At 48.0% G+C, this 20802-nt stretch carries 22 protein-coding genes; 15 read left to right on the forward strand and 7 right to left on the reverse strand.

From position 1 onward, the window contains the following. The 3 genes from Q0117_RS05375 to Q0117_RS05385 all read left to right on the forward strand — a co-directional run. Positions 1 to 544, forward strand: a 544-nt coding sequence (locus Q0117_RS05375; RefSeq protein ID WP_297923503.1) for a transporter substrate-binding domain-containing protein, incomplete at its 5' end; no start/stop codon positions are given. A gap of 440 nt (positions 545 to 984) precedes the next feature. Continuing rightward, complete coding sequence (locus Q0117_RS05380; RefSeq protein ID WP_291938062.1) at positions 985 to 1791, forward strand: transporter substrate-binding domain-containing protein; 807 nt, start codon at positions 985 to 987, stop codon at positions 1789 to 1791. Between the two features lie 17 nt (positions 1792 to 1808). Continuing rightward, a complete protein-coding gene (locus Q0117_RS05385; RefSeq protein WP_005873330.1) occupies positions 1809 to 2615 on the forward strand; it encodes a transporter substrate-binding domain-containing protein in 807 nt (268 codons plus the stop codon). Between the two features lie 243 nt (positions 2616 to 2858). Here Q0117_RS05385 and Q0117_RS05390 read toward each other — a convergent pair whose 3' ends face one another. The 3 genes from Q0117_RS05390 to radA form a co-directional block, all read right to left on the reverse strand. Next, entirely contained in the window at positions 2859 to 3602 is a 744-nt protein-coding gene (locus Q0117_RS05390; RefSeq protein ID WP_297923506.1) for a hypothetical protein, read from the reverse strand. 176 nt (positions 3603 to 3778) lie between these two features. Continuing rightward, positions 3779 to 4033: a hypothetical protein gene (locus tag Q0117_RS05395; RefSeq protein WP_297923508.1), complete on the reverse strand. Its 255-nt coding sequence runs from the start codon at positions 4031 to 4033 to the stop codon at positions 3779 to 3781. Between the two features lie 362 nt (positions 4034 to 4395). Continuing rightward, positions 4396 to 5745, reverse strand: coding sequence for a DNA repair protein RadA (gene radA / locus Q0117_RS05400; RefSeq protein WP_297923510.1), 1350 nt, complete (start codon positions 5743 to 5745; stop codon positions 4396 to 4398). Positions 5746 to 5956: 211 nt separating this feature from the next. Between radA and brnQ the strand changes: the two genes are divergently transcribed. The 3 genes from brnQ to Q0117_RS05415 all read left to right on the forward strand — a co-directional run bounded on the left by brnQ (position 5957) and on the right by Q0117_RS05415 (position 9598). Next, positions 5957 to 7288 carry a branched-chain amino acid transport system II carrier protein gene (gene brnQ, locus Q0117_RS05405; protein WP_297923512.1) on the forward strand — a complete coding sequence of 444 codons (1332 nt, stop codon included), beginning with the start codon at positions 5957 to 5959 and terminating at the stop codon, positions 7286 to 7288. Between the two features lie 187 nt (positions 7289 to 7475). Next, positions 7476 to 9122 (forward strand): hypothetical protein, encoded by a 1647-nt coding sequence (locus Q0117_RS05410; RefSeq protein ID WP_297923514.1) that lies wholly within the window; start codon positions 7476 to 7478, stop codon positions 9120 to 9122. Between the two features lie 35 nt (positions 9123 to 9157). Beyond that, entirely contained in the window at positions 9158 to 9598 is a 441-nt protein-coding gene (locus Q0117_RS05415) for a hypothetical protein (RefSeq protein ID WP_297923516.1), read from the forward strand. A 233-nt stretch (positions 9599 to 9831) separates the two neighbouring features. On the opposite strand, the gene ftsY is transcribed toward Q0117_RS05415, so the two are convergent. Together ftsY and Q0117_RS05425 are read right to left on the reverse strand one after the other, a co-directional pair. Beyond that, positions 9832 to 10698 (reverse strand): signal recognition particle-docking protein FtsY, encoded by an 867-nt coding sequence (ftsY, locus tag Q0117_RS05420; RefSeq protein WP_297923518.1) that lies wholly within the window; start codon positions 10696 to 10698, stop codon positions 9832 to 9834. Beyond that, positions 10698 to 11279, reverse strand: a complete 582-nt coding sequence (locus tag Q0117_RS05425; RefSeq protein WP_297923520.1) for a TlpA disulfide reductase family protein — start codon at positions 11277 to 11279, stop codon at positions 10698 to 10700. The genes ftsY and Q0117_RS05425 overlap by 1 nt, the downstream gene beginning before the upstream one ends. Before the next feature lie 82 nt (positions 11280 to 11361). Between Q0117_RS05425 and Q0117_RS05430 the strand changes: the two genes are divergently transcribed. The 6 genes from Q0117_RS05430 to Q0117_RS05455 all read left to right on the forward strand — a co-directional run bounded on the left by Q0117_RS05430 (position 11362) and on the right by Q0117_RS05455 (position 16124). After that, on the forward strand, positions 11362 to 11979 hold the full coding sequence (locus tag Q0117_RS05430; protein WP_297923522.1) for a 5-formyltetrahydrofolate cyclo-ligase: 618 nt from the start codon (positions 11362 to 11364) through the stop codon (positions 11977 to 11979). Next, on the forward strand, positions 11912 to 13465 hold the full coding sequence (gene rny / locus Q0117_RS05435; RefSeq protein ID WP_297923524.1) for a ribonuclease Y: 1554 nt from the start codon (positions 11912 to 11914) through the stop codon (positions 13463 to 13465). The genes Q0117_RS05430 and rny overlap by 68 nt, the downstream gene beginning before the upstream one ends. 10 nt (positions 13466 to 13475) lie before the next feature. Beyond that, positions 13476 to 14057, forward strand: coding sequence for a lipid-binding SYLF domain-containing protein (locus tag Q0117_RS05440; RefSeq protein WP_297923525.1), 582 nt, complete (start codon positions 13476 to 13478; stop codon positions 14055 to 14057). A gap of 479 nt (positions 14058 to 14536) precedes the next feature. Next, entirely contained in the window at positions 14537 to 15100 is a 564-nt protein-coding gene (locus Q0117_RS05445; protein ID WP_297923527.1) for a DedA family protein, read from the forward strand. Positions 15101 to 15102: 2 nt separating this feature from the next. Continuing rightward, positions 15103 to 15846 (forward strand): ribonuclease domain-containing protein, encoded by a 744-nt coding sequence (locus Q0117_RS05450; RefSeq protein ID WP_297923528.1) that lies wholly within the window; start codon positions 15103 to 15105, stop codon positions 15844 to 15846. Then, the gene (locus tag Q0117_RS05455; protein ID WP_297923530.1) at positions 15843 to 16124 is read left to right on the forward strand and encodes a barstar family protein; all 282 of its coding nucleotides are present in this window, start codon (positions 15843 to 15845) and stop codon (positions 16122 to 16124) included. Before Q0117_RS05450 ends, Q0117_RS05455 begins: the two co-directional genes overlap by 4 nt. A 101-nt stretch (positions 16125 to 16225) precedes the next feature. Here Q0117_RS05455 and Q0117_RS05460 read toward each other — a convergent pair whose 3' ends face one another. Then, the gene (locus Q0117_RS05460; protein WP_297923532.1) at positions 16226 to 16669 is read right to left on the reverse strand and encodes a hypothetical protein; all 444 of its coding nucleotides are present in this window, start codon (positions 16667 to 16669) and stop codon (positions 16226 to 16228) included. Between the two features lie 365 nt (positions 16670 to 17034). Continuing rightward, complete coding sequence (locus Q0117_RS05465) at positions 17035 to 17412, reverse strand: hypothetical protein (protein WP_297923534.1); 378 nt, start codon at positions 17410 to 17412, stop codon at positions 17035 to 17037. Positions 17413 to 17549: 137 nt separating this feature from the next. On the opposite strand from Q0117_RS05465, the gene gap reads away from it, so the two are divergent. Genes gap through Q0117_RS05480 form a run of 3 tightly spaced genes read left to right on the forward strand, consistent with a single transcriptional unit; the run spans position 17550 to position 20459 of the window. Then, positions 17550 to 18554: a type I glyceraldehyde-3-phosphate dehydrogenase gene (gene gap, locus Q0117_RS05470; protein WP_297923536.1), complete on the forward strand. Its 1005-nt coding sequence runs from the start codon at positions 17550 to 17552 to the stop codon at positions 18552 to 18554. A gap of 1 nt (position 18555) precedes the next feature. Then, the gene (locus tag Q0117_RS05475) at positions 18556 to 19767 is read left to right on the forward strand and encodes a phosphoglycerate kinase (RefSeq protein WP_297923538.1); all 1212 of its coding nucleotides are present in this window, start codon (positions 18556 to 18558) and stop codon (positions 19765 to 19767) included. Beyond that, complete coding sequence (locus Q0117_RS05480) at positions 19764 to 20459, forward strand: triose-phosphate isomerase (protein WP_297923540.1); 696 nt, start codon at positions 19764 to 19766, stop codon at positions 20457 to 20459. Before Q0117_RS05475 ends, Q0117_RS05480 begins: the two co-directional genes overlap by 4 nt. The last annotated feature ends 343 nt before the right edge of the window (positions 20460 to 20802 follow it).

Raw genomic sequence — 20802 nt, forward strand, 5'->3', positions numbered from 1 at the left:
AAATAAAGTAGATATGGTGCTTGCGACCTTTACGATCACAAATGAGCGTAAGCAGCTAGTCGATTTTACGACGCCATATTTCGCAGTAAATATCGGCGTGCTAACCCGCGCCGGCGATAGGATCAAGACCGTATCGGATCTGCACGGCAAGCCGATCATCGCAGAAACCGGAACTACGGGCGAAGCGTATTTTAGAAAAGAGGGCTTTGAAATTGTAAATTGCGCCACCGCAAATGAATGCTATAAAATGCTAAAGGACGGTAAGGGCGTCGGATATGCGACGGATAATCTGATAGTTTTAGCTTATGCCGTAATTGACAGCGACACCGAGGTAAATATCAAGAATTTAGGCGTTTCGGATTTCTTAGGCATTGCGGTTTCTAAGGGCAATAAGGATCTGCTTGAGTTCTTAAACGGCGAGCTAGTCAAGCTAAGTAAGAACGGCTTTATGAAAAAGACCTATGACGAGACTATCGAGCCGTATTACAAGGGCACTGCGGAGAAAAAATATTTCTTGCTAGATGACCTCTATAGCTTATTTTAGGTGGGCATAGCGGTACGGCTCGCCTGAATTTGCTTGCAGTAAGCATAGCTGTGTGCTCTCGCTAGGTAAAATTTAAAAGGCTCGCATAGTCTTGCTATTTTGCCCGACTTTGCGAGCTTGGGTTTGGATTATAAAATTCTACTAACGCGTCGTTGCAGAATTTATAAAATTCCATAGAATTTCGCAGCGGCATGCTATTTTTGCGAGGCGCTAATAGACGCACAGAATTTAAGCGAAGCGCTAAAATTTAATGAGAGCAGGCAGGGTGTGGCGCAAGGCAGCAAAATTTAAAAAGCCTCTATCATTATGTTTAGAAATTTTAGTTGCGAAATTTTATTGCTAAACTCGCAATTTAGGGAATAGTTTCGGTTCTAGTAAAATGAAATTTTAAGAAAATTTACATTACAATTACGAAAAATTTAAAATTCAAGGAGGAAATTATGAAAAAGTCATTTTTTCTTATTCTATTGTCGGCGATCTTTGTTTTTGCGAATTCCTTAAGCGAAATAAAGCAAAGCAAGGTTATCAGAGTAGGCGTTTATGAAAATGAGCCGCCTTTTAGCAAGTCAAGCGAGAAAGGCTTTGAGGGATTTGAGGTCGAGCTTGCCAATGCGCTAGCCGGTAAAATTTTCGGTAACAGCGGCGGTCGTATCGAGCTTATACCGGTAACAAACGAAGTGCGCTTTCCGATGCTTCAAAACAATCAGGCCGATATGATAATCGCAGCCGCAAGTATTACCGAAGAGCGTAAAGGCAGCGTGGATTTTTCGATGCCGTATTTTACGGTGAATTTGGGAATTTTAACGAAAAAAGACTCAAATATTCACAAAATAGGCGATCTAATGGGTAAAAAGATCGGCGTCATCCGCAAGACCACCGGCGAGGCGTATATCAAAAAGGACGGCGGTTATAATGTTTCCTACTGCAACGATTCGGTCGATTGCTACAGGAGATTAAAAAGTGGCGAGATCGACGGGTATTGCAACAACAACCTTTTTGTAATGGTCTATCCGATCGTAGATCCCGCAGTCGAGGTCAATATAAAAAATTTAGGCGATAATGTATTCTTGGGTGTCGCGGTGCAAAAGGGTAACGCGGAGCTGCTAGAAGCGATCAATAAAGGCTTGATTGCGCTTAGCAAAGAGGGCTTTTTCAAAAAGGCTTACGAGGATACTTTCGAATCCTTCTATAAAGGTACTGTCGATAAAAAGTATTTCCTACTCGACGATCTTTACAGCTTTTTTTAATAAAAAAGGAATTTGAAATGAAAAAATCACTGTTTTTAATTCTTTTATCTTGCATCTTCGCGCTTGCGAATTCTTTAAGCCAAATAAAGCAGAGTAAAGTCATTCGTATCGCCGTTTATGAAAACGAACCTCCGTTTAGTAGGGTTACGGATAACGGCTTTGAGGGCTTTGACGTGGAGCTTGCTAATGCAATCGGAGGCAAAATTTTAGGCGATACCGGCGGCAGGATCGAGCTCATACCGGTATCAGCGCAAGCGCGCTTTCCGTCCATTCAAAATAATCAGGCGGATATGCTTATCGCGGCTGCAAGCGTTACTGAGGAGAGAAAGAAAAATTATGAGTTTTCGATGCCCTATCTTTCGGTAAATTCCGGAGTTTTAACTAGGAAAAGCGACAATATCCAAAAAATGAGCGATCTGCGAGGTAAGAAAGTAGGCGTCATTCGCGGCTCGACGGGCGAAGCGTTTATGCAAAAGGACGGCGGCTACAATCTAGTGTATTGCAAAAATTCCTCCGATTGCTACAAGCGGTTAAAGAGCGGCGAAATCGATGGCGCGTGCGACGATAATCTATTTGTGATGGTCTATCCGGTCGCAGATCCTAGCGTCGAGGTTAATATCAAAAGTCTTGGCGAGAACGTATTTTTAGGCATCGCGATGCAAAAAGGCAACGCAGATCTCGCAGAAGCCGTTAATCAAGCGCTCATTTCGCTTAGCAAAGAGGGCTTTTTCAAAAAGGCGTATAACGATACTTTCGAGCCTTTCTACAAAGGCACCGTCGATAAAAAATACTTCCTTTTAGACGACATATACAGCTTCTTTTAGAATTTTAAATTTAACGCAGGGCGTGGATTTGAAGCTTTCGGCTTTAAATTCTAACCCGCGCGGCATTAAATCTCGACTCCGCACGGCATTAAAATTTCGCCTCGAAATTCGCTTTAAAATTTCACTTCAAATTTTGTTAGTTCCGCTGCCGCACCGAAGCTCAGCGTACACACGGCAGTCGCAATCTTCGGTATTTGCGACCATTTACGGCGCACAAAATTAGATCGAGCTAAGCTTTAAATTTTACTCCGAGCTCTTGGGATTTTTTAAATCCCCCATGCGATCTTGCTGAGCCTGCACGAACGCGCTGTATCTCGTAAAAAGATAATCTTTGATCTCAAAAATCATCAACGTAAAAATCGAAGGCAGCGTAAAAAATCTAATCGTTATAAACACGAGATCAAGCGCGGTCAGATCATCGCCGCTCGCATGATACCCTCCCGCGTCCGCAGTTAAAATCCCGTGCAATACCTCGTAGTTGTAAAGGATGAAAATCGTCACGAAAAGAGTCGAGAGCTTCGATACGATCTTATTCATGATCTGCGCCACGTCCTCGTCGGCGATCACCGACATCGCAAACCACACGAAAGTAAAGAACATCGGAAAGGCAATAGTGCGAATTAGCGAGTTATCAAGCTTCTCCGCGCCCGTCACCGCGATGATCGCAAACACCGTCGCAAAGGGGATCACGAAGAGTGCGAAGGCCATCGCCGATTTTATCGCCTTAAAAAAGCTATACGTAAGCAGAGGCGAGCCCAAAGCGAGCAAAAAGACCGTCAGCGCGTAGTTGGCTTTGGCAAAATCGTATAGGTTAAACAGCGCAAATACCGATACTGCTGCAAGTAGCGGTACGCTTAGCTTAAACACCGCCCCGTATTTGGCGTAGGCACGCGACACGATGGCGTCGAGCTTGCTAAATTTGACGTTTAAGCTTTGCGCCCTGATGAAAAACAAAATGACGAATTTGACGATTACGTTTGGGCTCATATGCACCTTTCCGTTTAAATTTTATAAAATTTTATCCACGCTAGATTTGCGAAATTTTATCCGCAGAACCTGTCCGTAGAATTAGGCTTTGCCGACGGCTTATGCGGCCTGCGTTAAAATTTCATCGCGCTCTCGCTGCGTTGCTATCTTGCCGCCTTGTAGGCTTTGTCTTTTGGCTACGTGAGGCGGATCTGCGCGCTTTGGATTGCGTAGCGTCTCGTTAGCAAGCCCCCTAAGTTGCAGCGTGTCGCAGCAGCGCTCATTCGGCTCGGCGCGTGATACTTTGCTTGTGGTATCCGCACCCGCGCATGAGAGCTTGGCGCCGCTAAAATTTTATCGGCTCTTAGCTCTATGCGATACGTCCTGCGCACCGCGATAGAATTTTGCGCGACGCAAGGACCTATCGGGCTTGGCTTTGCGCCGCAAAGCACTCGCCTTGTATTGGCCTGGGATGCGGCGCGAATGATTAAATTTTAATCGCGCCCCCGTCGCGCCGTTTTAAAACTCAAATGAAATTTTATAGCTTCGCTCGCGTTCATGTGGCTTCGCAGCGTCGTTTCGTTTTTAAAACTCGGCGAATTTTAAAGCCGCTGCGATACGTAAAATTTTAAATATCGCACCCTATAAAGCCTATTTCGCTCGCTCGCACCGATCTCTAAGTTTATGCAAAAAGCGATAAGTCTGCGTGCGCCCTTCGCCGCGCCCATACAAAAGCAACGCGTCCCTTGCCGCTCAAAGCCTATTTTCGCTCGCTTGCACCGCCCGCCAAGCCGAGGCTAAGAAGCGCGCCGCCTCACATCCAATCTAAAATTTGCGTAATCTCCGTGGCGTGAAAAATTTTAAGCCCTTGCGCGTTTTGCGGCTTCATCGGGACGATCGCGTTTTTAAATTTCTGCATCGCGGCTTCTTTCAGGCGCGCATCGAGGTTGAAGATCTCTCTGATCTCGCCGTTTAGGCTCACCTCGCCGATGAAGACGCTCTCTTTGCTGATCGGGCGGTTTTTGAAGCTGCTTACGATAGCCGCAACGACGGCGAGATCGCACGCCGTTTCGGTGATCTTTACGCCGCCACTTACGTTTACGAAGACGTCATATCCGCCAAGCCCGATCTCAAGCTTGCGATCAAGTAGCGCTAGAAGCATATCGAGGCGGTTTTTATCAAAGCCCGTGGCGCTGCGCTTGGGGTAGCCACTCTCGCACACGAGCGCTTGGATCTCCACGACGAGCGCGCGCGTACCCTCCATAGTGATCGTGATCGCCGAGCCGCTTACCGCCTTGCCGCGCGTGAAAAATTTGCTCGCGACGTCCTTGGCGCTTACGAGCCCGTGCGGCCCCATCTCGAAAATCCCCACCTCGCTCGTAGCTCCGAAGCGGTTTTTAAAACCGCGCAAAATTCTAAGCTGTTTGCTCGCATCGCCCTCGAAATACAGCACCACGTCCACCATATGCTCTAGTATGCGCGGGCCCGCGATCGAGCCCTCCTTGGTGATGTGGCCGATGATGAAGATCGAAATCCCGCGCGCTTTGGCAAGTCGCATCAGTTCAAACGTGATCTCGCGCACCTGCGTGATCGAGCCCGGCGCAGAGGGGGCCTTGTCGCTGAAAAGCGTCTGGATGCTGTCGATGACGATAAACTTATAATCCCTGCGCTCGACCTCTTCAAGCACGGCGCCCAGATTTATCTCGGTGAGTAGAAACAGCTGCTCGCTTATTGCCCCTAGCCGCTGCGCACGCATTTTGATCTGGCTGGCGCTCTCTTCGCCGCTTACGTAAAGCACGGCGCGGCCGCCGCTTGCTAAATTTGCCGCGATCTTAAGCAGCAGCGTGGATTTTCCGATGCCGGGGCTGCCGCCGATTAGCACGAGCGAGCCCTCCACGACGCCTCCTCCGAGGACTAAATTTAGCTCGCTATCCTTGGTGTCGATGCGCGAAATTTGCTCGATCTGTATCTCGCTGATCGCTTTGGCGCTTGCGGATGAGGCGCGGGCAAGCTCGCCCTCGATCCCTTTTAGCGCTTTGATCTGAGCGGGCTTGAGCTCGACGAAGCTATCAAATGCGCCGCAGTCGGGGCATCTGCCGAGCCATCTGCTTTGCTGATTGCCGCAGTGTTGGCACTCAAAAATCGTAGTTTTAATCTTCGCCATCTTTATCCCTCGCTCATTTTGTCTAAATTTAGCCTTGAATTTTGCGAAATTATACTTAAAATTTTTAAAATTTTAGCCGCCCCGCGCGCTGCGTGTCCGCCAAAAAATCGTAAAAAAAGCTAATTTTTAGCTAAATTTCGGCTAAATTTAAATATGTTTTAAACATTTGTAACTACAATATAAGTTTCAAATCCAGCAAGGAAGGTTTAAGATGAATGGCAAGCTTAGTAGAAGCCAGTTTTTGACGATATCGCTTACGCTATTTGCGATGTTTTTCGGTGCGGGAAATTTTATTTTTCCGCCGGGCTTAGGCAAAGATTCCGGACAGAATTTTTATGTCGCGATAATGTTTTTTTGCGCTACGGCGGTGCTTCTGCCGGTTCTCGGCGTCGCAGGCATTGCGCGCGCCAAGGGGCTTCAGAGCCTGGTGCGCCGCATAGATCCGGTGTTTGCGATCGTTTTTACTGCGCTTTTATATCTTACGATCGGGCCGCTTTTTGCGATACCGCGCGCGGCGAATATGCCTTTTGACATCGCCATCAAACCTTTTATTGCGGAAGAGCGTCTTCAAATTTGGCTATTTGTTTATTCTGCGGCATATTTTGCGCTGAACTATTACATCTGTATGAACCCTTCAAAGCTCGTCGATCTGCTTGGAAAATACCTCACGCCGATACTTTTGGCGCTTATTTTGCTGCTTTTCGGCGCGGGATTTTTGTTTCCGATCGGAGGTTTCGTCGCTCCTAGCGGGGAGTATGTTGACCACGCCGCAGCAAAGGGCTTCGTAGAGGGCTATCAGACGATGGATGCGCTTGCGTCGCTGGCATTCGGAATCATCGTAATTAACGCCATTAAAGCAACCGGCGTGAGCGACGAGAAGCACCTCGTCACCTCTACGATAAAAGCAGGAATGATGTCGGGCGTCATACTGATGACGATATATTTTATGCTGGGCTATCTGGGCGCGACTTCTGCGGAGCTTTTCAAGGATACGCCGAATATCAACGGAGCGGAGCTTCTGTCGCGAGTAAGCGATCATTACTTCGGAAGAGTGGGCGTAGTGATCCTAGGCAGCGCATTTTTCCTAGCCTGCATCACCACGACGTTAGGGCTTATAAGCTCGGCTAGCGAATACTTTGAAGAGCTTACGAAGGGCAAGGTCAAATATAAAACCTGGGCGATCGCTTGGTGCGTGATCGGCTTTGGAGTCGCAAATTTCGGCCTTACGACCATCATCAAAGGCTCCATCCCGGTCCTCGTCGCCATCTATCCGATCTCGATCATGCTGATAATCCTCTCGCTGATCAACCCGTGGATCGATTCAAGCAAGCTGATTTACCGCGCCTGCGTCTATGTCTGCGTCGTAGAGGGCGTCATAAACGGGCTTGATATTTTGGGGATTTCTGTGCCGCTTGTGACATCGTTTGTGAAGATGATGCCGTTTTACGACTCGATGCTCGGCTGGATCGTGCCTAGCACTTTGACCTTCGCCGTGACATACGTGCTGCATCTGATCTTTGAAAAAAGAGACGATAGCTTTTAAATTTAAAAGCTATTTTAAAATTTAGCCGGGCTCTATGGGGCTCGGCACACTTCTAAATTTTAATTCGTCGCCGAATTTAATCTCCCATATTTTTCCATAGAATTTTGAGATACAAGATAAGCCGCCTTCAAAATTTAACTTAAATTTACGATAAAATTATCAAAATAAAATCGCAAAAGGAAATAAGATGGATAAACGGGATGAGGCGCTAAATCTGGCGCAAGATTTCGAACGCGACGGCTTTAGAGTGCCCGGTTTATATGAGCGATTTTGGCGACTGCAAGGCGACGAGACGGCGTATTTTACGCTATCGGACAGTCTGCTGCGCGGGCGGCAAGAGGGCGGCACGCTGCTAAAGGACGCTCTGGACTATGTAGGCGAGGAGGATTTTAAGGCTCTGATTGCTACGGCGGTTGAAATTTTGCGCGAAGAGGTGGCAGAGGGGCGCGAAACGAAGCAGGACGAAAGCGCGGCACAGACGGGAGAGAATGCACGCTCAGCGTGGGCGGACGAAAGCGCAGGCAAAAGTGTACGGCAACGCGGCAGAGATGAAAAAAGCGCACGCTGGAAAAACGCCGAAGAGGTAATCGCTGCGGCAAGTCTCGAGTTCGCGCCGTTTTTGCACCCGTATCTGGGCGAGCTTTTTAAATTGCAGCCGAACGAGAGCACGTATTACGCGGAGTATCCGTGGCGCGGGCTTAGCTATGAGGGCTCGCAAATCTGGCGCGAGAAGCTTGCGGATCCGCAGACGAGCAAAGATGAACGGCAAAAAATTTTTAGCTGCCTGCTGCAAACCCGCGAGCCGCGAAACTTGAAATTTGCCTGCGAGTTCGCGCTTGCAGAGGACTTATTCGACCGTCCGTGCGATCTGCTTGAGTATATCGGCTATTGGCTGGAGGCTGTCGGATTTACCTTTGAGCGGACTAAATTTAACGCAGACGGCGTGGCTCAAACGGCAGCGGATGAAATTTTAAAAACGGATGCAAACGAATGTGTCGGCGTCAAACAAACCCAAACGAGCGAGCGCAACGTATCGCGAGCTAACGTAAATTTAAATGAAACGTGCAATGTGGCAAGCGTCGTTAAATTTAACGCGGACGAAACCGACTCCGATAAATCACAAAAAGCGCCGAACGATGAAATTTGCTTTGGCGGCGAGAAATTTATGCTCAAAAGATACTGCGGCCAGCGCGTGTATCACATAATCTTTCCGCGCGGCTATTTCGGCGCACCCTATGCACCGCATCTGGCGAAGCACCATCCGACCTGGCGGTTTGAGGGCGGCGAGGCGGGATATAGGCTCGGCGGGGTTTTGGACGAGGCGGACGGCGATGCGCAAAATCCGCTATTTCATCTCATCACGCTTGATCCGCTGCCCCGCGACTTGCCCGTGCGATCGCTGCCTCGCCTAACCCTCGCCGCGCACGTCAGAGAGATAAACGAAGGCGAGATAGTCTTTTACGAGCACGACGCGCAGGGTATGCCACGACGTATCGGCGAAAGGACGCAGGTCGAATACGCCTTTGACGAACCGATAAAGGAGTGCGAAGTAGCACTTGCGCCTACGCCCGCCCGCTGGACGGCTCAGGACTGGGGGATGTCAAATAGTAGGCAAAACCTCGCGCGCATCGGCGGCGAGCCTTCATGGATACAGGGCGCGCAGGTGCCGCGCTGTCCGATATGCGGCGAAAAGATGGAGTTTTTGATGCAGCTTGACAGCGAGCTTCCAAGCTGCGAGCAAGGCGGCGAGGTATATTTCGGCAGCGGCGGGATTTTGTACGTGTTTTGGTGCGAGCGGACGCGGGCGAGCGCGTTTTTTATGCAGTGTACGTGAATAAAATTTAAGAAAAACGCGCAATGGACAGACGGATGATCACGGCGAAAATAAAAAGAAGGGGCGGTATTTGGTATTTTGACGATTATTTTAGGTCGCTTCGCGAGAATGAAAACGAAATAGCAAAGCCTATCAGGCAGTTCATTTCGGATCCGAAAAGGTATCTGTTCGGTACGAAAGAAACCCTTCACGACGCCGTTTTGACTGAATTTAAATTCGCTATTTTAAAAAACGAAGATAGACTAGCAATGAAATTTTTATCGCCATATGGGGATAGAAATTTTAAATTTATTTTCAAAAACGTCCTAGCCGTCCGCTTCAAAACGGACGACAAGAGCTTTAAAAATAACGATCTGATAGTTCATCAATTTTCGCTAAAGCGGGAAGGCGTTTGCGAGTATGATTTTATCTTTGCGAGCGGACAGAGGATAACCGTAAAATTTAAGCGGCTTGAGATCATTGAGGAATTCTTGTAAGCACGCCGCGTTGCAGGCGGAGGGATTTTATACATATTTTGGTGCGAATGGACGCGAGCGGCGCGTTTTTATGCGGTGCGTGAGCTAAAATTTTGCAAAATCCTAAACGAAAATCGCAAAATTTTAAGTAAAATTTATTCTAAGATAATAAAGCGGCAAAATTTGCCGAGCATTTCAGCGCGTAAATTTAAACTTCTTTGACGAGAATATATAAATTTACGCGGGCGCAAGGCCTAGGCGTAAATTCCATCCACCAGCGTCTCTACGAACTGATCCGAGTTAAATTCCGTCAAATCCTCCATCCGCTCGCCCACGCCGACGAAAAGTATCGGCAGCCGCAGCTCGCGCGCTATGGCGAAAAGTGCGCCGCCTTTGGGCGTGCCGTCAAGCTTCGTGATGATGATGCCGTCAAGCCTTACGATCTCGTTGAACGCCCTGGCTTGCGCGACGCTGTGATTGCCCTGAGTGGCGTCGAGCACGATGATCTTGCGGTGCGGTGCGCCGCTTTTTGCGCGGTCACATATTCGCACGATCTTGCTTAGCTCTGCGGCTAAATTTTTCTGGTTTTGCAGACGCCCTGCGGTGTCGATCAGGACGCGATCGATGTTTTTAGCGCTAGCCGAGCTTACGGTGTCAAACGCCACAGCAGCGGGATCGTGCCCCTGCGCGGTCGCTACGATCGGTAAATTTAGAATCTGCGCCCATTTGCGCAGCTGCTCGACCGCCCCTGCGCGAAAAGTGTCGCATGCGCCTAAAATCACGCTTTGGCCGCTGTTTTTATATAAATTTGCAAGCTTTGCGGTTGTTGTAGTTTTGCCCGCGCCGTTTACGCCGATGATGAGCTCTACGAACGGCTTCTCATCCGCGTGTTTGGTGATTTCGTAATCGAAATAGCTCTTCAAAACGCCCTTAAGATCATCTTTGGCAACTAGCTTTTTTAATGCGGGAAGTTTTTCTAAAATCTCTTCTACAAGCTCGTAGCCTACGTCGGCTTCAAGCAGCATCTCTTCTAGAATTTCTTTTGAAATTTTATCTTCGCTTTTCGCACCCCGCATCGCGTCTATGGTCTTGCTAAGCCCTTTTTTAAAAAATTCGAACATCAGAAAATTTTCTCCAATTCGGTCATTAAAATTTCTTCCGGCATCAGCCCGAAATACTGCGCGCTAAACTCGCCCTTTTCGTCGTATATCGCCATATATGGAACTTCGTTTATGCCGCCTAACGCTTTTGTAAAAAAATCCGTTCCTTCGCCGTAAGCGATCGCGTAATTTACCTCGTGCGCGCTTGCATAGGTTTTTGCATCGTCTAAATTTGCGTCACCGATCATTACGCCGATTATGTCAAGCTTGCCGGAGTAGGCTTGTTTGGCGGCATTTAGCGCGCTTACCTGCACGGCGCAGGCGTCGCACCACGGCGTAAAAAACGCAAATAGCGTCACGGTGGAGTTATTATCGATTCGAAAGCCCTGCTTTGTTTTTTGCATATTTAAAATTTTGCCGTTACTTAGCTGAAGAGAAAAAGGAGCGGTGTAATCGACCTGGATTACGGCTTCGGTTTCGGACTGCGGCTGCGTGGTGTTGGCCTCGGTCGGGGTATCACTTGATTTTTTATCCTCATCATCGCCGCAACCTGCAAGAAACAAAACAGCCGTAAAAAGCGCTAGAAAAAAACGAAATTTCATACTAAACCTTGAGAATTTTATCGCAAAATTATACAAAAAATAGCTAAAATAAGCGTTAATATTTTATTCGAAAGATCAAACGATGCAAAAGAATGAATTTAGAAAAATCTGTAAATCTCGCCTGAAATCTCACGCCGCGCGCGCAGCCAGATGCGAGCATTACCTGCTTTTAAGGCGCATAGAGGGGCTGGTGAAATTTTTAAAAGCGCGCAAAATTTTGATATTTTTGCCGATGAGTTACGAGCCGAACGTTTTGATTTTAAGAAAAAAGCTATCAAAAAGCTGCGAATTTTACGTCCCATTTATGGTGGATATTAGTTTAAAAATGGTAAGATTGCGCCAGCCTTTTAAAATTTCGCGCTTTGGGTTGCGACAGACGCTGCCGCAAAACGGGTATTTTAAAAAGGTCGATCTAGCCGTGGTTCCAGCTATCGGAGTGGATGGCGCAATGGCTAGAATAGGACATGGGAAAGGATTTTACGATATGTTTTTTTCAGGTCTGAAGCTTAAGCCCGCAATCGCGTTCGTGAGTATAAAAGACTGCTTTTGCAGCGAAATTTTATCGCTTGATCACGACGCAAAGGGTGATTTTTACATAACTCCGAGCCAAAATTACCTAAAAAGAGGAAAATATGATAGAGATTTTAATCGCCTTGTGCGCTCTTGCGGTGGGCGCTGGCATAGGATACTTAGTAGCTAGAAAGATTAATAACGCCAATTACGATTTCTTCGTCGAACAAGCCAAAGCTAAAGCCAAAGCTATAGAATTTGAAGCCGAGGGCATCTTGCGAAATTCTAAAATTTCGGTACAGGAAGCTGAGTTTGAAGCTAAGAAAAAATACGAAGATAAGGCAAGCAAACTGCAGAAAGAATTTAACGTTAAATTTGACGAGCTCGGCAAAAAGGAGCACGCGCTTCTAACCGAGCAAGAGATTTTAAAAGACAGCAAAAAAGAGCTCGAAAGTGCCAAAAAAGAGGCGAAATTCCTCTACGAAGAGGGTTCAAATTTAAAGAAAAGCTATGAAGAGAAGCTAGCCGAAGCGCTTAAGGTTTTGGAGCGCGTGGCGGGTTTTACGCAGGATGAAGCGCGCGCGCAGGTGCTTAAGAAGGTCGAGGAGCAAAGCCGCACCGACATCGCTCACATCGTGCGAAAATATGAAGAGGAAGCCAAAAAAGAGGCGCGAAAAAAGGCAAATTATATTTTGGCGCAGGCTACGTCGCGCTTCGCGGGCGAGTTTGCCGCCGAGCGACTTATCAACGTCGTAAATATCAAAAATGACGAGCTTAAAGGCCGCATCATCGGTAAGGAAGGGCGCAACATAAAGGCGCTTGAGATGACTCTTGGCGTGGACGTCATCATCGACGATACCCCGAATGCGATCATCGTAAGCTCGCACAATCTATACCGTCGCGCCATCGCCGTTCGCGTCATCGAAACGCTTATTGAGGACGGCAGAATTCAGCCTGCGCGCATCGAGGATATCTACAAAAAAGTAAGCGATGAATTTGAAGCTAGTATCGCCGAAGAGGGCGAAAATATCGTAATGGATCTAGGCCTTAGCAAAATTCATCCGGAAATTTTAAAACTCATCGGCAAGCTTAAATTTCGCGCCAGCTACGGACAAAACGCCCTTGCGCACAGCCTTGAGGTCGCGCATCTTGCGGGCATCATCGCCGCAGAAACGGGCGGAGATCAAAAACTAGCCAAGCGAGCAGGCCTGCTTCACGACATCGGCAAGGCGCTAACTCACGAGTACGAGGGTTCGCACGTAGATCTGGGCGCTGAGGTTTGTCGCCGCTACAAAGAGCATCCGGTAGTTATAAACGCTATCTACGCCCACCACGGCCACGAGGAGGCTACCAGCGTGGAAAGCGCCGCAGTCTGTGCCGCAGACGCGCTAAGTGCTGCGCGCCCAGGCGCTAGACGAGAGGTGCTAGAAAGCTATCTAAAGCGCGTTAGCGATATCGAAGCGATCGCGATGAGCAAAACGGGCGTCAAGCAAGCCTACGCGATCAACGCAGGTCGCGAAATCCGCGTTATCGCAAACGCCAAGCTTATGAACGACGACGAAGCGGTTTTGGTCGCTAAAGAGATCGCCTCTGATATCCAAGATAAGGTCCAATTCCCAGGCGAGATCAAGGTCAATGTCATACGCGAGCTTCGCGCGGTCGAGATAGCCAAATAAGGAGTATGAAATGAAAAAATTTATAATCGCTTTATTTTTGCTTTTTAACGCGGCATTTGCCGATGATGAGCTCATCATCAACAGCGCAAGCGCCTATTCGTCGGTAATGCGCACAAACTCGCAGTACAAATATCTAGCGCAGCAAGCCCGCGCGATAGTGATCTTTCCGAGCGTCAAAAAGCTGGGTTTCATCATAGGCGGAATGTACGGCGAGGGGATCATCATCTACAATAATGACGGCGCGCGCAGCGTAAGCGGCGCAGAGATCAGCAGCGCCAGCATCGGACTTCAGATCGGTTACGAGGATAATTATTTAGTCATTTTCGTGATGAACGACGACGTGATCGAAAAGATGCGAAAATCCCAAATCACGCTCTCGGGCGATGCGACGGCGGTCGCGGGCAATTACAGCGCGGATTCGGGCGCACTGGACGTGCTAAATCAGGATATGTATGTCTTTACGAACAAAGGCGGGCTGTTTGCGGGCGTGAGCCTGGGTGGTTCGGTGCTGGAGACCAAAAATGATCGCGCTTTTGATCCAAATACCGAGGGCTATGCGCTTTTGATGCGAGTAATTGGCGCAGATGAGTAAAATTTAGCTAAAGATGCTAAGGCGCATAGCTTAGCGAAAAATTTTGCTTTATGGGCGTTTTATTAGCAGCTTGGAATTTTGCTCGCGTGATTTCTGCAGAATAATAGACTTGGGTGCGTAATTTTACTGCAATTCGCGGGGTGGGAGGTATTCGAAGGTATCGCGTAAATCCTGTGTAATTCGCAAGTTACTTTGAATTCTAAAGAAGTCGAAATTTTGTCATTAAATTTATAGTCGCAAAATTTTACCGTTAAATTTTGCGGTGATTTTGCTTGATGTCTAGAAATTTTATTTTAGAATTTCGTTTAATATTTTGCGGCGAAATTTTGTATTTTGCGACAGCTGCGCGGAATTTTAAATTTAATGTCACAGCGAAATCAAGTAGCGTCGTGGGACGTTATAGTGAAATTTTCGCACCGAATTTAAAGCTGCTTTAGTCAAAATTTATAGAATTTTATACGATCTAATGAAAGGATTCGATGGAATCGATGTTTGCAAACCTCCATACGTGGGGGTATCTGATACTGTTTTTATATTCGCTGGGCGGCGGATTTTTGGCGCTTGCGGCAGCGGGCGTGCTAAGCTCGGCCGGCGAGCTCAATATCGTCTTATGCATCGTAATCGCCTGCATATCGAACTTCATAGGCGATTCGGGGCTATTTTTAGTAAGCCGCTACAATAAAAAAGAGATCATGCCATATCTGCGCAAACAGCGCCGCAACCTCGCTCTGGCACAGATTTTGTTTCGAAAATACGGCGACCGCATCATTTTGATTAAAAAATTTATCTACGGCCTCAAAACCCTCGTACCGATCGCAATCGGCATCACAAAATATTCGTTTTTAAAATTTAGCGTCATCAATGCCGTAAGCTCGCTCATTTGGGCGCTCGTGGTGGGGCTACTGAGCTACTACGCGGGCGATTTCGTGCGCGGGCTTTACGAGCGGATAAAAGAAGCCCCGTGGATCGCGCCGCTAATTTTGGCCGCGATCGTCGCGATAATCGTCGCGTATTTTCGCTTCGCCACGCGTAAAAGAGGCTAGCGGTGGCAAAAAAGCTGATCCCGCTCGCAATTTTCGCAGCGCTTCTTTTGGCGCTAAATTTTATCTCCAATTCGCGCGGCTCCGCGGCTAAAGATGAGCGGGTTTTTACCTCCAAAATCCTAGATGCCGCCTCTCGTAAAAACAGCGCGCAAAATATAAAACGCGGCACCGATCGCGAAATTTTAAGCTTCGAAAATCCAGAAAGCGACGTCGGCGCAAAAGATAAGAGCGGCGCAAGAAACGCAGACGGCGGAGCAGGGCTCGGGGGAGATATAAGAGATTTAAAATCTCATCCGCGAGCAAACGAGCCCGTCGCGACAGATTCTAAAGACGAGGCGGATGTCCACAGGCGGCACAGCGCAGATTATGAAGCTTCAAGCTCGCAAAATCCCGCCGCAAACTCTAAAAATCAGCCCTCAGACGAGTCCTGCATAAGCAGGGAGTGCGTGAGCGCTCATATCCGCCGTACGGGCGCTTTGCCGCAAAATTTTATCACGAAAAAGCAGGCGGGCGAGCTTGGCTGGCAGGGCGGCGATCTGTGGCGATACGCGCGCGGCAAGAGCATCGGCGGCGATCGCTTCGGCAATTTCGAGCGCAGATTGCCTGATAAAAAGGGGCGGATTTGGCGCGAATGCGACATCGAGTATCGCGGCGGCGCGCGCGGCGCGAAGCGGCTGATATTTTCAAATGACGGGCTGATCTTCTACACCGCCGATCATTACGAAAGCTTCGAGCGCGTGCAATGAGTTTAAATTTTAAAACGCGCAGCGCCGCAAAGATCATCGTCGACGGCGCAAAGATTAGGCGCAAAGATCAAATTTTCGCGCTGTTTGCCGCAGCGCTGGATTTCGAGCCCGAATACGTCGCAAATTTAGATGCGCTCTACGACGCGCTTGGCGAGCAAGGCGGACAGGTTTTCGTCGTCATCAAAAGGGGCGGAATTTTAAAGCTAAGGCTGGGTAAATTTTATGATATTTTGCTGGAGGTTTTGCGAAGCGGCGAGGCGAAAATTTTAATACTATGAGCTTTCGCGGCAGCCATTCCGCTTTAAAGCTAAATTTTGCCGAGGAAAAGGTAGGTTTGTTTCGGCGCAGTTTCGAGAGCGCCGTTAAAATTTATTGAATTTTAGAGCTTATTAAAAGAGGCGATTTTGGAAATTTCGCTCACAAAGCTCACGCGGTCAAATTTAAACTCAAGCCCATACTGCCAATCTTTGCGGCGCAGGTTTTTAAACTCGTAAAGCTTAACCGTCTCCGTTTCAAATTTAACCCTAAGCGCGAGATACCAGCAGCTCCAGATCCCGCACGGACAGCTCAGCAGCACGACATCTCGCTCATCTTGCGCCAAATCGGCTTCAAGCGCGGCGCGCAAAAATAGCTCCTCAAAATCGATCAAGCTTAAGTAGGCGTAGCCTCCTGCGATGCTAGCTTGCCCATTTTTTGCCGCAAAGCTTTGCTCGCGCTGCCTAATCAGCTCAAGCAGGGGCTCGCCGTTTATCGCAACGACGACTTCAATAAAGCTTTCGCCCTCAATTTCGTAATCGTTTAGGTAAAATTTAATGCTATCCATGCGACAATCTCGCTAAATTATCTATTTTGCGCCGTATTTGCACCGGCCTGCTAAAATTTCGTCGCAGTTTAGCAAAATCCTAGTAAAATTCGGTTGAAATCCAAAATCGTCGCCAAAGCGCAAAGCAAATGGGTATTTTGTAAAATTTGGGATGCTGGGCTTGCGGAGCTTGTTTTTTAACGCACGCGAGCTAAAATTTGCAAAAAAGCTTGATTTGCGTAGATGAAAGAAGCGAAAAAAGGTTGAGCTTTATCGCAGATCAAAGAGGTCGAAACGAGGGTTAAATTTTGCTATGGATAAAGAAGCAGAAACGAGGGTTAAATTTAATTCGTTTTTTAGGGCGTTTAAATTTAACCCCGCCGCGGCTACATCATTTCGCCGCTTTTGTGCTCGTGCTCGGTGTAGGTTACCGGAATATCCTTCTTGCCTTTGCCCGGCGTATACACTCCCTCTCCGCGTTTGAAAAGAAGCTCGATACCTTCGTTGTTCGTAAGCATTATGCCGCTTGCGGAAGCCGCGCGTTTGAGATTATGCTTTTTACCCTTTTCATCGGTTAACACGCCCGTTGCGAACATATCGTTCGAGCTAAGGCTGATGCGCTTATCTCCGGTCTCTCCTAGTAGAAATACGATCGTGTGCGCTACAGACTCTTGCTTTTGCTGCGGAGCCGTATCGGCCTTAGGTTGGTTGCATCCGCTTAAAATCGCGATTGCCGCTAATGACGAGAATACAATTCGTCTCATTTTTTCTCCTTTAAAAAAAGTTCGCGAATTATATAGCCAAAAAGTAAATCCTAGATTTCGCGACTTTTTATTTAATCAAAGATTAACCCAAATTTAGTAAAATTCCAGCTGAAAACATCCCAAATAAGGAGAACCTTATGGCAGTAAAAATCGCAATTAACGGCTTTGGAAGGATCGGTAGGTGCGCGGCTAGAATTGCGCTAAGCAGGGACGATGTGGAGCTTGTGTCGATCAACGATACCGCTAAACGCGAGCTTACGAGATACCTGCTTCAATACGACACCGTTCACGGCGAGTTTCGTAAAAAAATAGAAATTCTAAGCGATGAATGCATAGCCGTAGACGGCAAAAAGATCCGCGTCTATTCCACCAGAGAGCCTGCGGAGCTTGATTTTGCGGGCGATGGTGCAGAAGCTGTGCTTGAATGTACTGGTGCGTTTTTAACGAGCGAAAAATGCAAGCCGTTCATAGATAACGGTATCGGCGTAGTCGTAATGAGCGCGCCTGCCAAGGATGATACGCCTACTTTCGTAATCGGCGTTAATGAGGGCGCTTATGCAGGACAGCGCGTCATTTCAAATGCTAGCTGCACCACTAATGGTCTGGCTCCGATTGCAAAAATTCTAGACGACGAGCTTGGTATCGAAAAGGGTCTTATGACGACGATCCATGCCTATACACATGGACAGAGCCTAGTTGATGTAAAAGCTAAGGACTTTCGCCGTTCACGCGCTGCAGCTCTTAATATCGCTCCGACTACGACGGGCGCGGCAAAAGCGATTAGTAAGGTACTTCCTCAGCTAAGCGGTAAGATGCACGGACAATCTGTGCGCGTGCCGGTGGCTAACGTATCAATGGTTGATCTAACGGTGCTAACGCGCAAGCAGACGGGTGCCGAGGAGCTAAATGAAATTTTCCGCCGCTATGCCGCTAAAGAGATGAAAGGAATTTTGCTCGTAGATGACGATAGCCGCGTCAGCAGCGATTTTTGTACTTCAGAATACTCCAGCATCGTAGCTAGCGACTGCACGCAGGTAATTGACGGCAATCTGATAAAAGTGATGAGCTGGTATGACAACGAGTGGGGATATAGCGAGCGCCTTATCGATTTAGCCCTATATGCGGCAAAAAGAAGGAAATAAGATGGGCGAAATTCTTTCGATTAAAGATTTGAAATTTAAAGACGGCGCGCGCGTTTTTATCAGGTGCGATTTTAACGTGCCGATGGATGAGTTTTGCAATATTACGGACGATCGCCGCATCCGTTCGTCTATCCCTACTATTAAATATTGCTTAGACGAGGGCTGCGCGGTAATTTTAGCCAGTCATTTAGGGCGCCCAAAAAACGGATACGAAGAAAGACTTAGCCTAAAGCCTGTGGTAAAGAGGTTATCTAGGCTTTTGGAACGCGAGATAAAATTTGTCTCCGATGTCGCGGGCGAGGAGGCAGGAGCTGCGGTAAATTCGCTTAAAAAGGGCGAAGTGCTTTTGCTAGATAATCTGCGCTTTGAAAAGGGCGAGAGCAAAAACGACGAAGCACTAGCTAAGAGGCTTGCAAGCTACGCGGAATTTTATATCAACGACGCTTTTGGCGTATGCCACCGCGCGCATGCTTCGGTAGAGGCGATTACGAAATTCTACGATGAGGCGCACAAGGCGGCGGGATTTTTGCTGCTAAAAGAGATAAAATTTGCCAAAGACCTTATTAAAGATCCTGCACGTCCTTTTGTAGCCGTAACGGGCGGCAGCAAAGTAAGCGGCAAGCTTCAGGCGCTTAAAAATTTACTTCCTAAAGTCGATAAGCTCATCATCGGAGGCGGCATGGCATTTACGTTTTTAAAAGCCGTCGGATATGACATCGGCAAATCTTTGCTCGAAGAGGATCTAATCAAGGAAGCAAAAAATATTCTCCGCAATGCTCGCGAGCTTGGGGTTAAAATTTATATCCCCGTCGATGCCGTCGCAGCTCCGCAATGCTCGCAAGATGCCGTTACAAAAAAGGTTACCGTCCAAGAAATTCCAAGCGATTGGATGGGGCTAGATATCGGGCCTGCGACCGTAGCGCTTTTTAAAGAAGCCCTAGACGATGCACAAACGATCTGGTGGAACGGACCGATGGGGGTTTTTGAGATTGATAAATTCGCTCGCGGCAGCCTGCATATATCGCACGCGATCGCAGATAGTGACGCCACGACCGTAGTGGGCGGCGGCGATACCGCAGATGTCGTCGAACGCGCGGGCAACGCCGACGATATGACTTTTATTTCTACCGGAGGCGGTGCGAGCTTAGAACTCATCGAGGGCAAGGAACTGCCGGGCGTACGAGTGCTTACTGCTAAAACGGAGCTGCGATGATACTGGCGGCGAATCTTAAATGTAACCATACCCGCGCTAGCTTTGAGCGATACGCTAAAGCTTTAGATGAAGGCTTAGCGGGCGGAATTTCGTGCGAGGATGAAATTTTGGTTTTTCCTCCCGCTAGCGCATTTTGCGCGAAGGTAAAAAATTTTACTCAAGGCGCGCAAAATTTCTATCCTGCCGCGCATGGCAGCTTTACGGGTGAGATCGGCGGCGATATGCTGGCGGAATTTGACGTCAAAACCGTTCTTATCGGTCACAGCGAGCGCCGCGCTATTTTGGGCGAGAGCGCGGAGCTGATAAGAGAGAAATTCAGTTTTGCCGCAGCGCAGGGCTGGCGCATCGTCTTTTGCGTCGGCGAGGACGAGGCGGCATTTGCGCAAAACCGCAGCGAGGAGTTTGTAGCGACACAGCTTGAGGATATCGATCTGAAATATCCGAGCTTAGTACTAGCCTACGAGCCCGTCTGGGCGATCGGCACGGGCAGAAGCGCGCAGTGCGAGCAGATCGAAAGAATGCTAAATTTCTTGCGTGCTAAAAGCCTCGCGCCGCTACTTTACGGCGGCAGCGTGAATGCTGAAAATATCGCAAAAATTTGCGCGATAAAAGGTTGCGATGGGGTGTTAGTGGGTACGGCGAGCTGGGACGCTTCTGGTTTCTTGGAGCTTATTAGCGCGTCATCCCGCTGACGTCTTTAAATGATTTCGTAAATTTCGCCCTGCGACAGGCTACATGCCTAGTCTTGGGACGAAATTTACTTCAAAACATTTAAATCCGCCTAGCGATATTTCCGCTTGTCGATTTATGTTTAGAATTTGACGTTTTGTTAAATTTGAATTGCAAAATTTTTAAGTCAAATTGCGAAGGATTTTGAGATGATTTTTGGGGCTTTGCAGTTAAAATTTTGCGTAGGCTAGACATATAGTCTGCCGAGCAAAATTTTAACAAAATCGCCAAAAAGCGCTCAAAAGCCAAGCAAAATAGAAAGGAGAAATAATGATTTTAAAAGGCAAAAAAGGCCTCATCGTCGGC

Origin of the sequence: uncultured Campylobacter sp., assembly GCF_937997535.1 — a bacterium.
Taxonomy (GTDB): domain Bacteria; phylum Campylobacterota; class Campylobacteria; order Campylobacterales; family Campylobacteraceae; genus Campylobacter_B.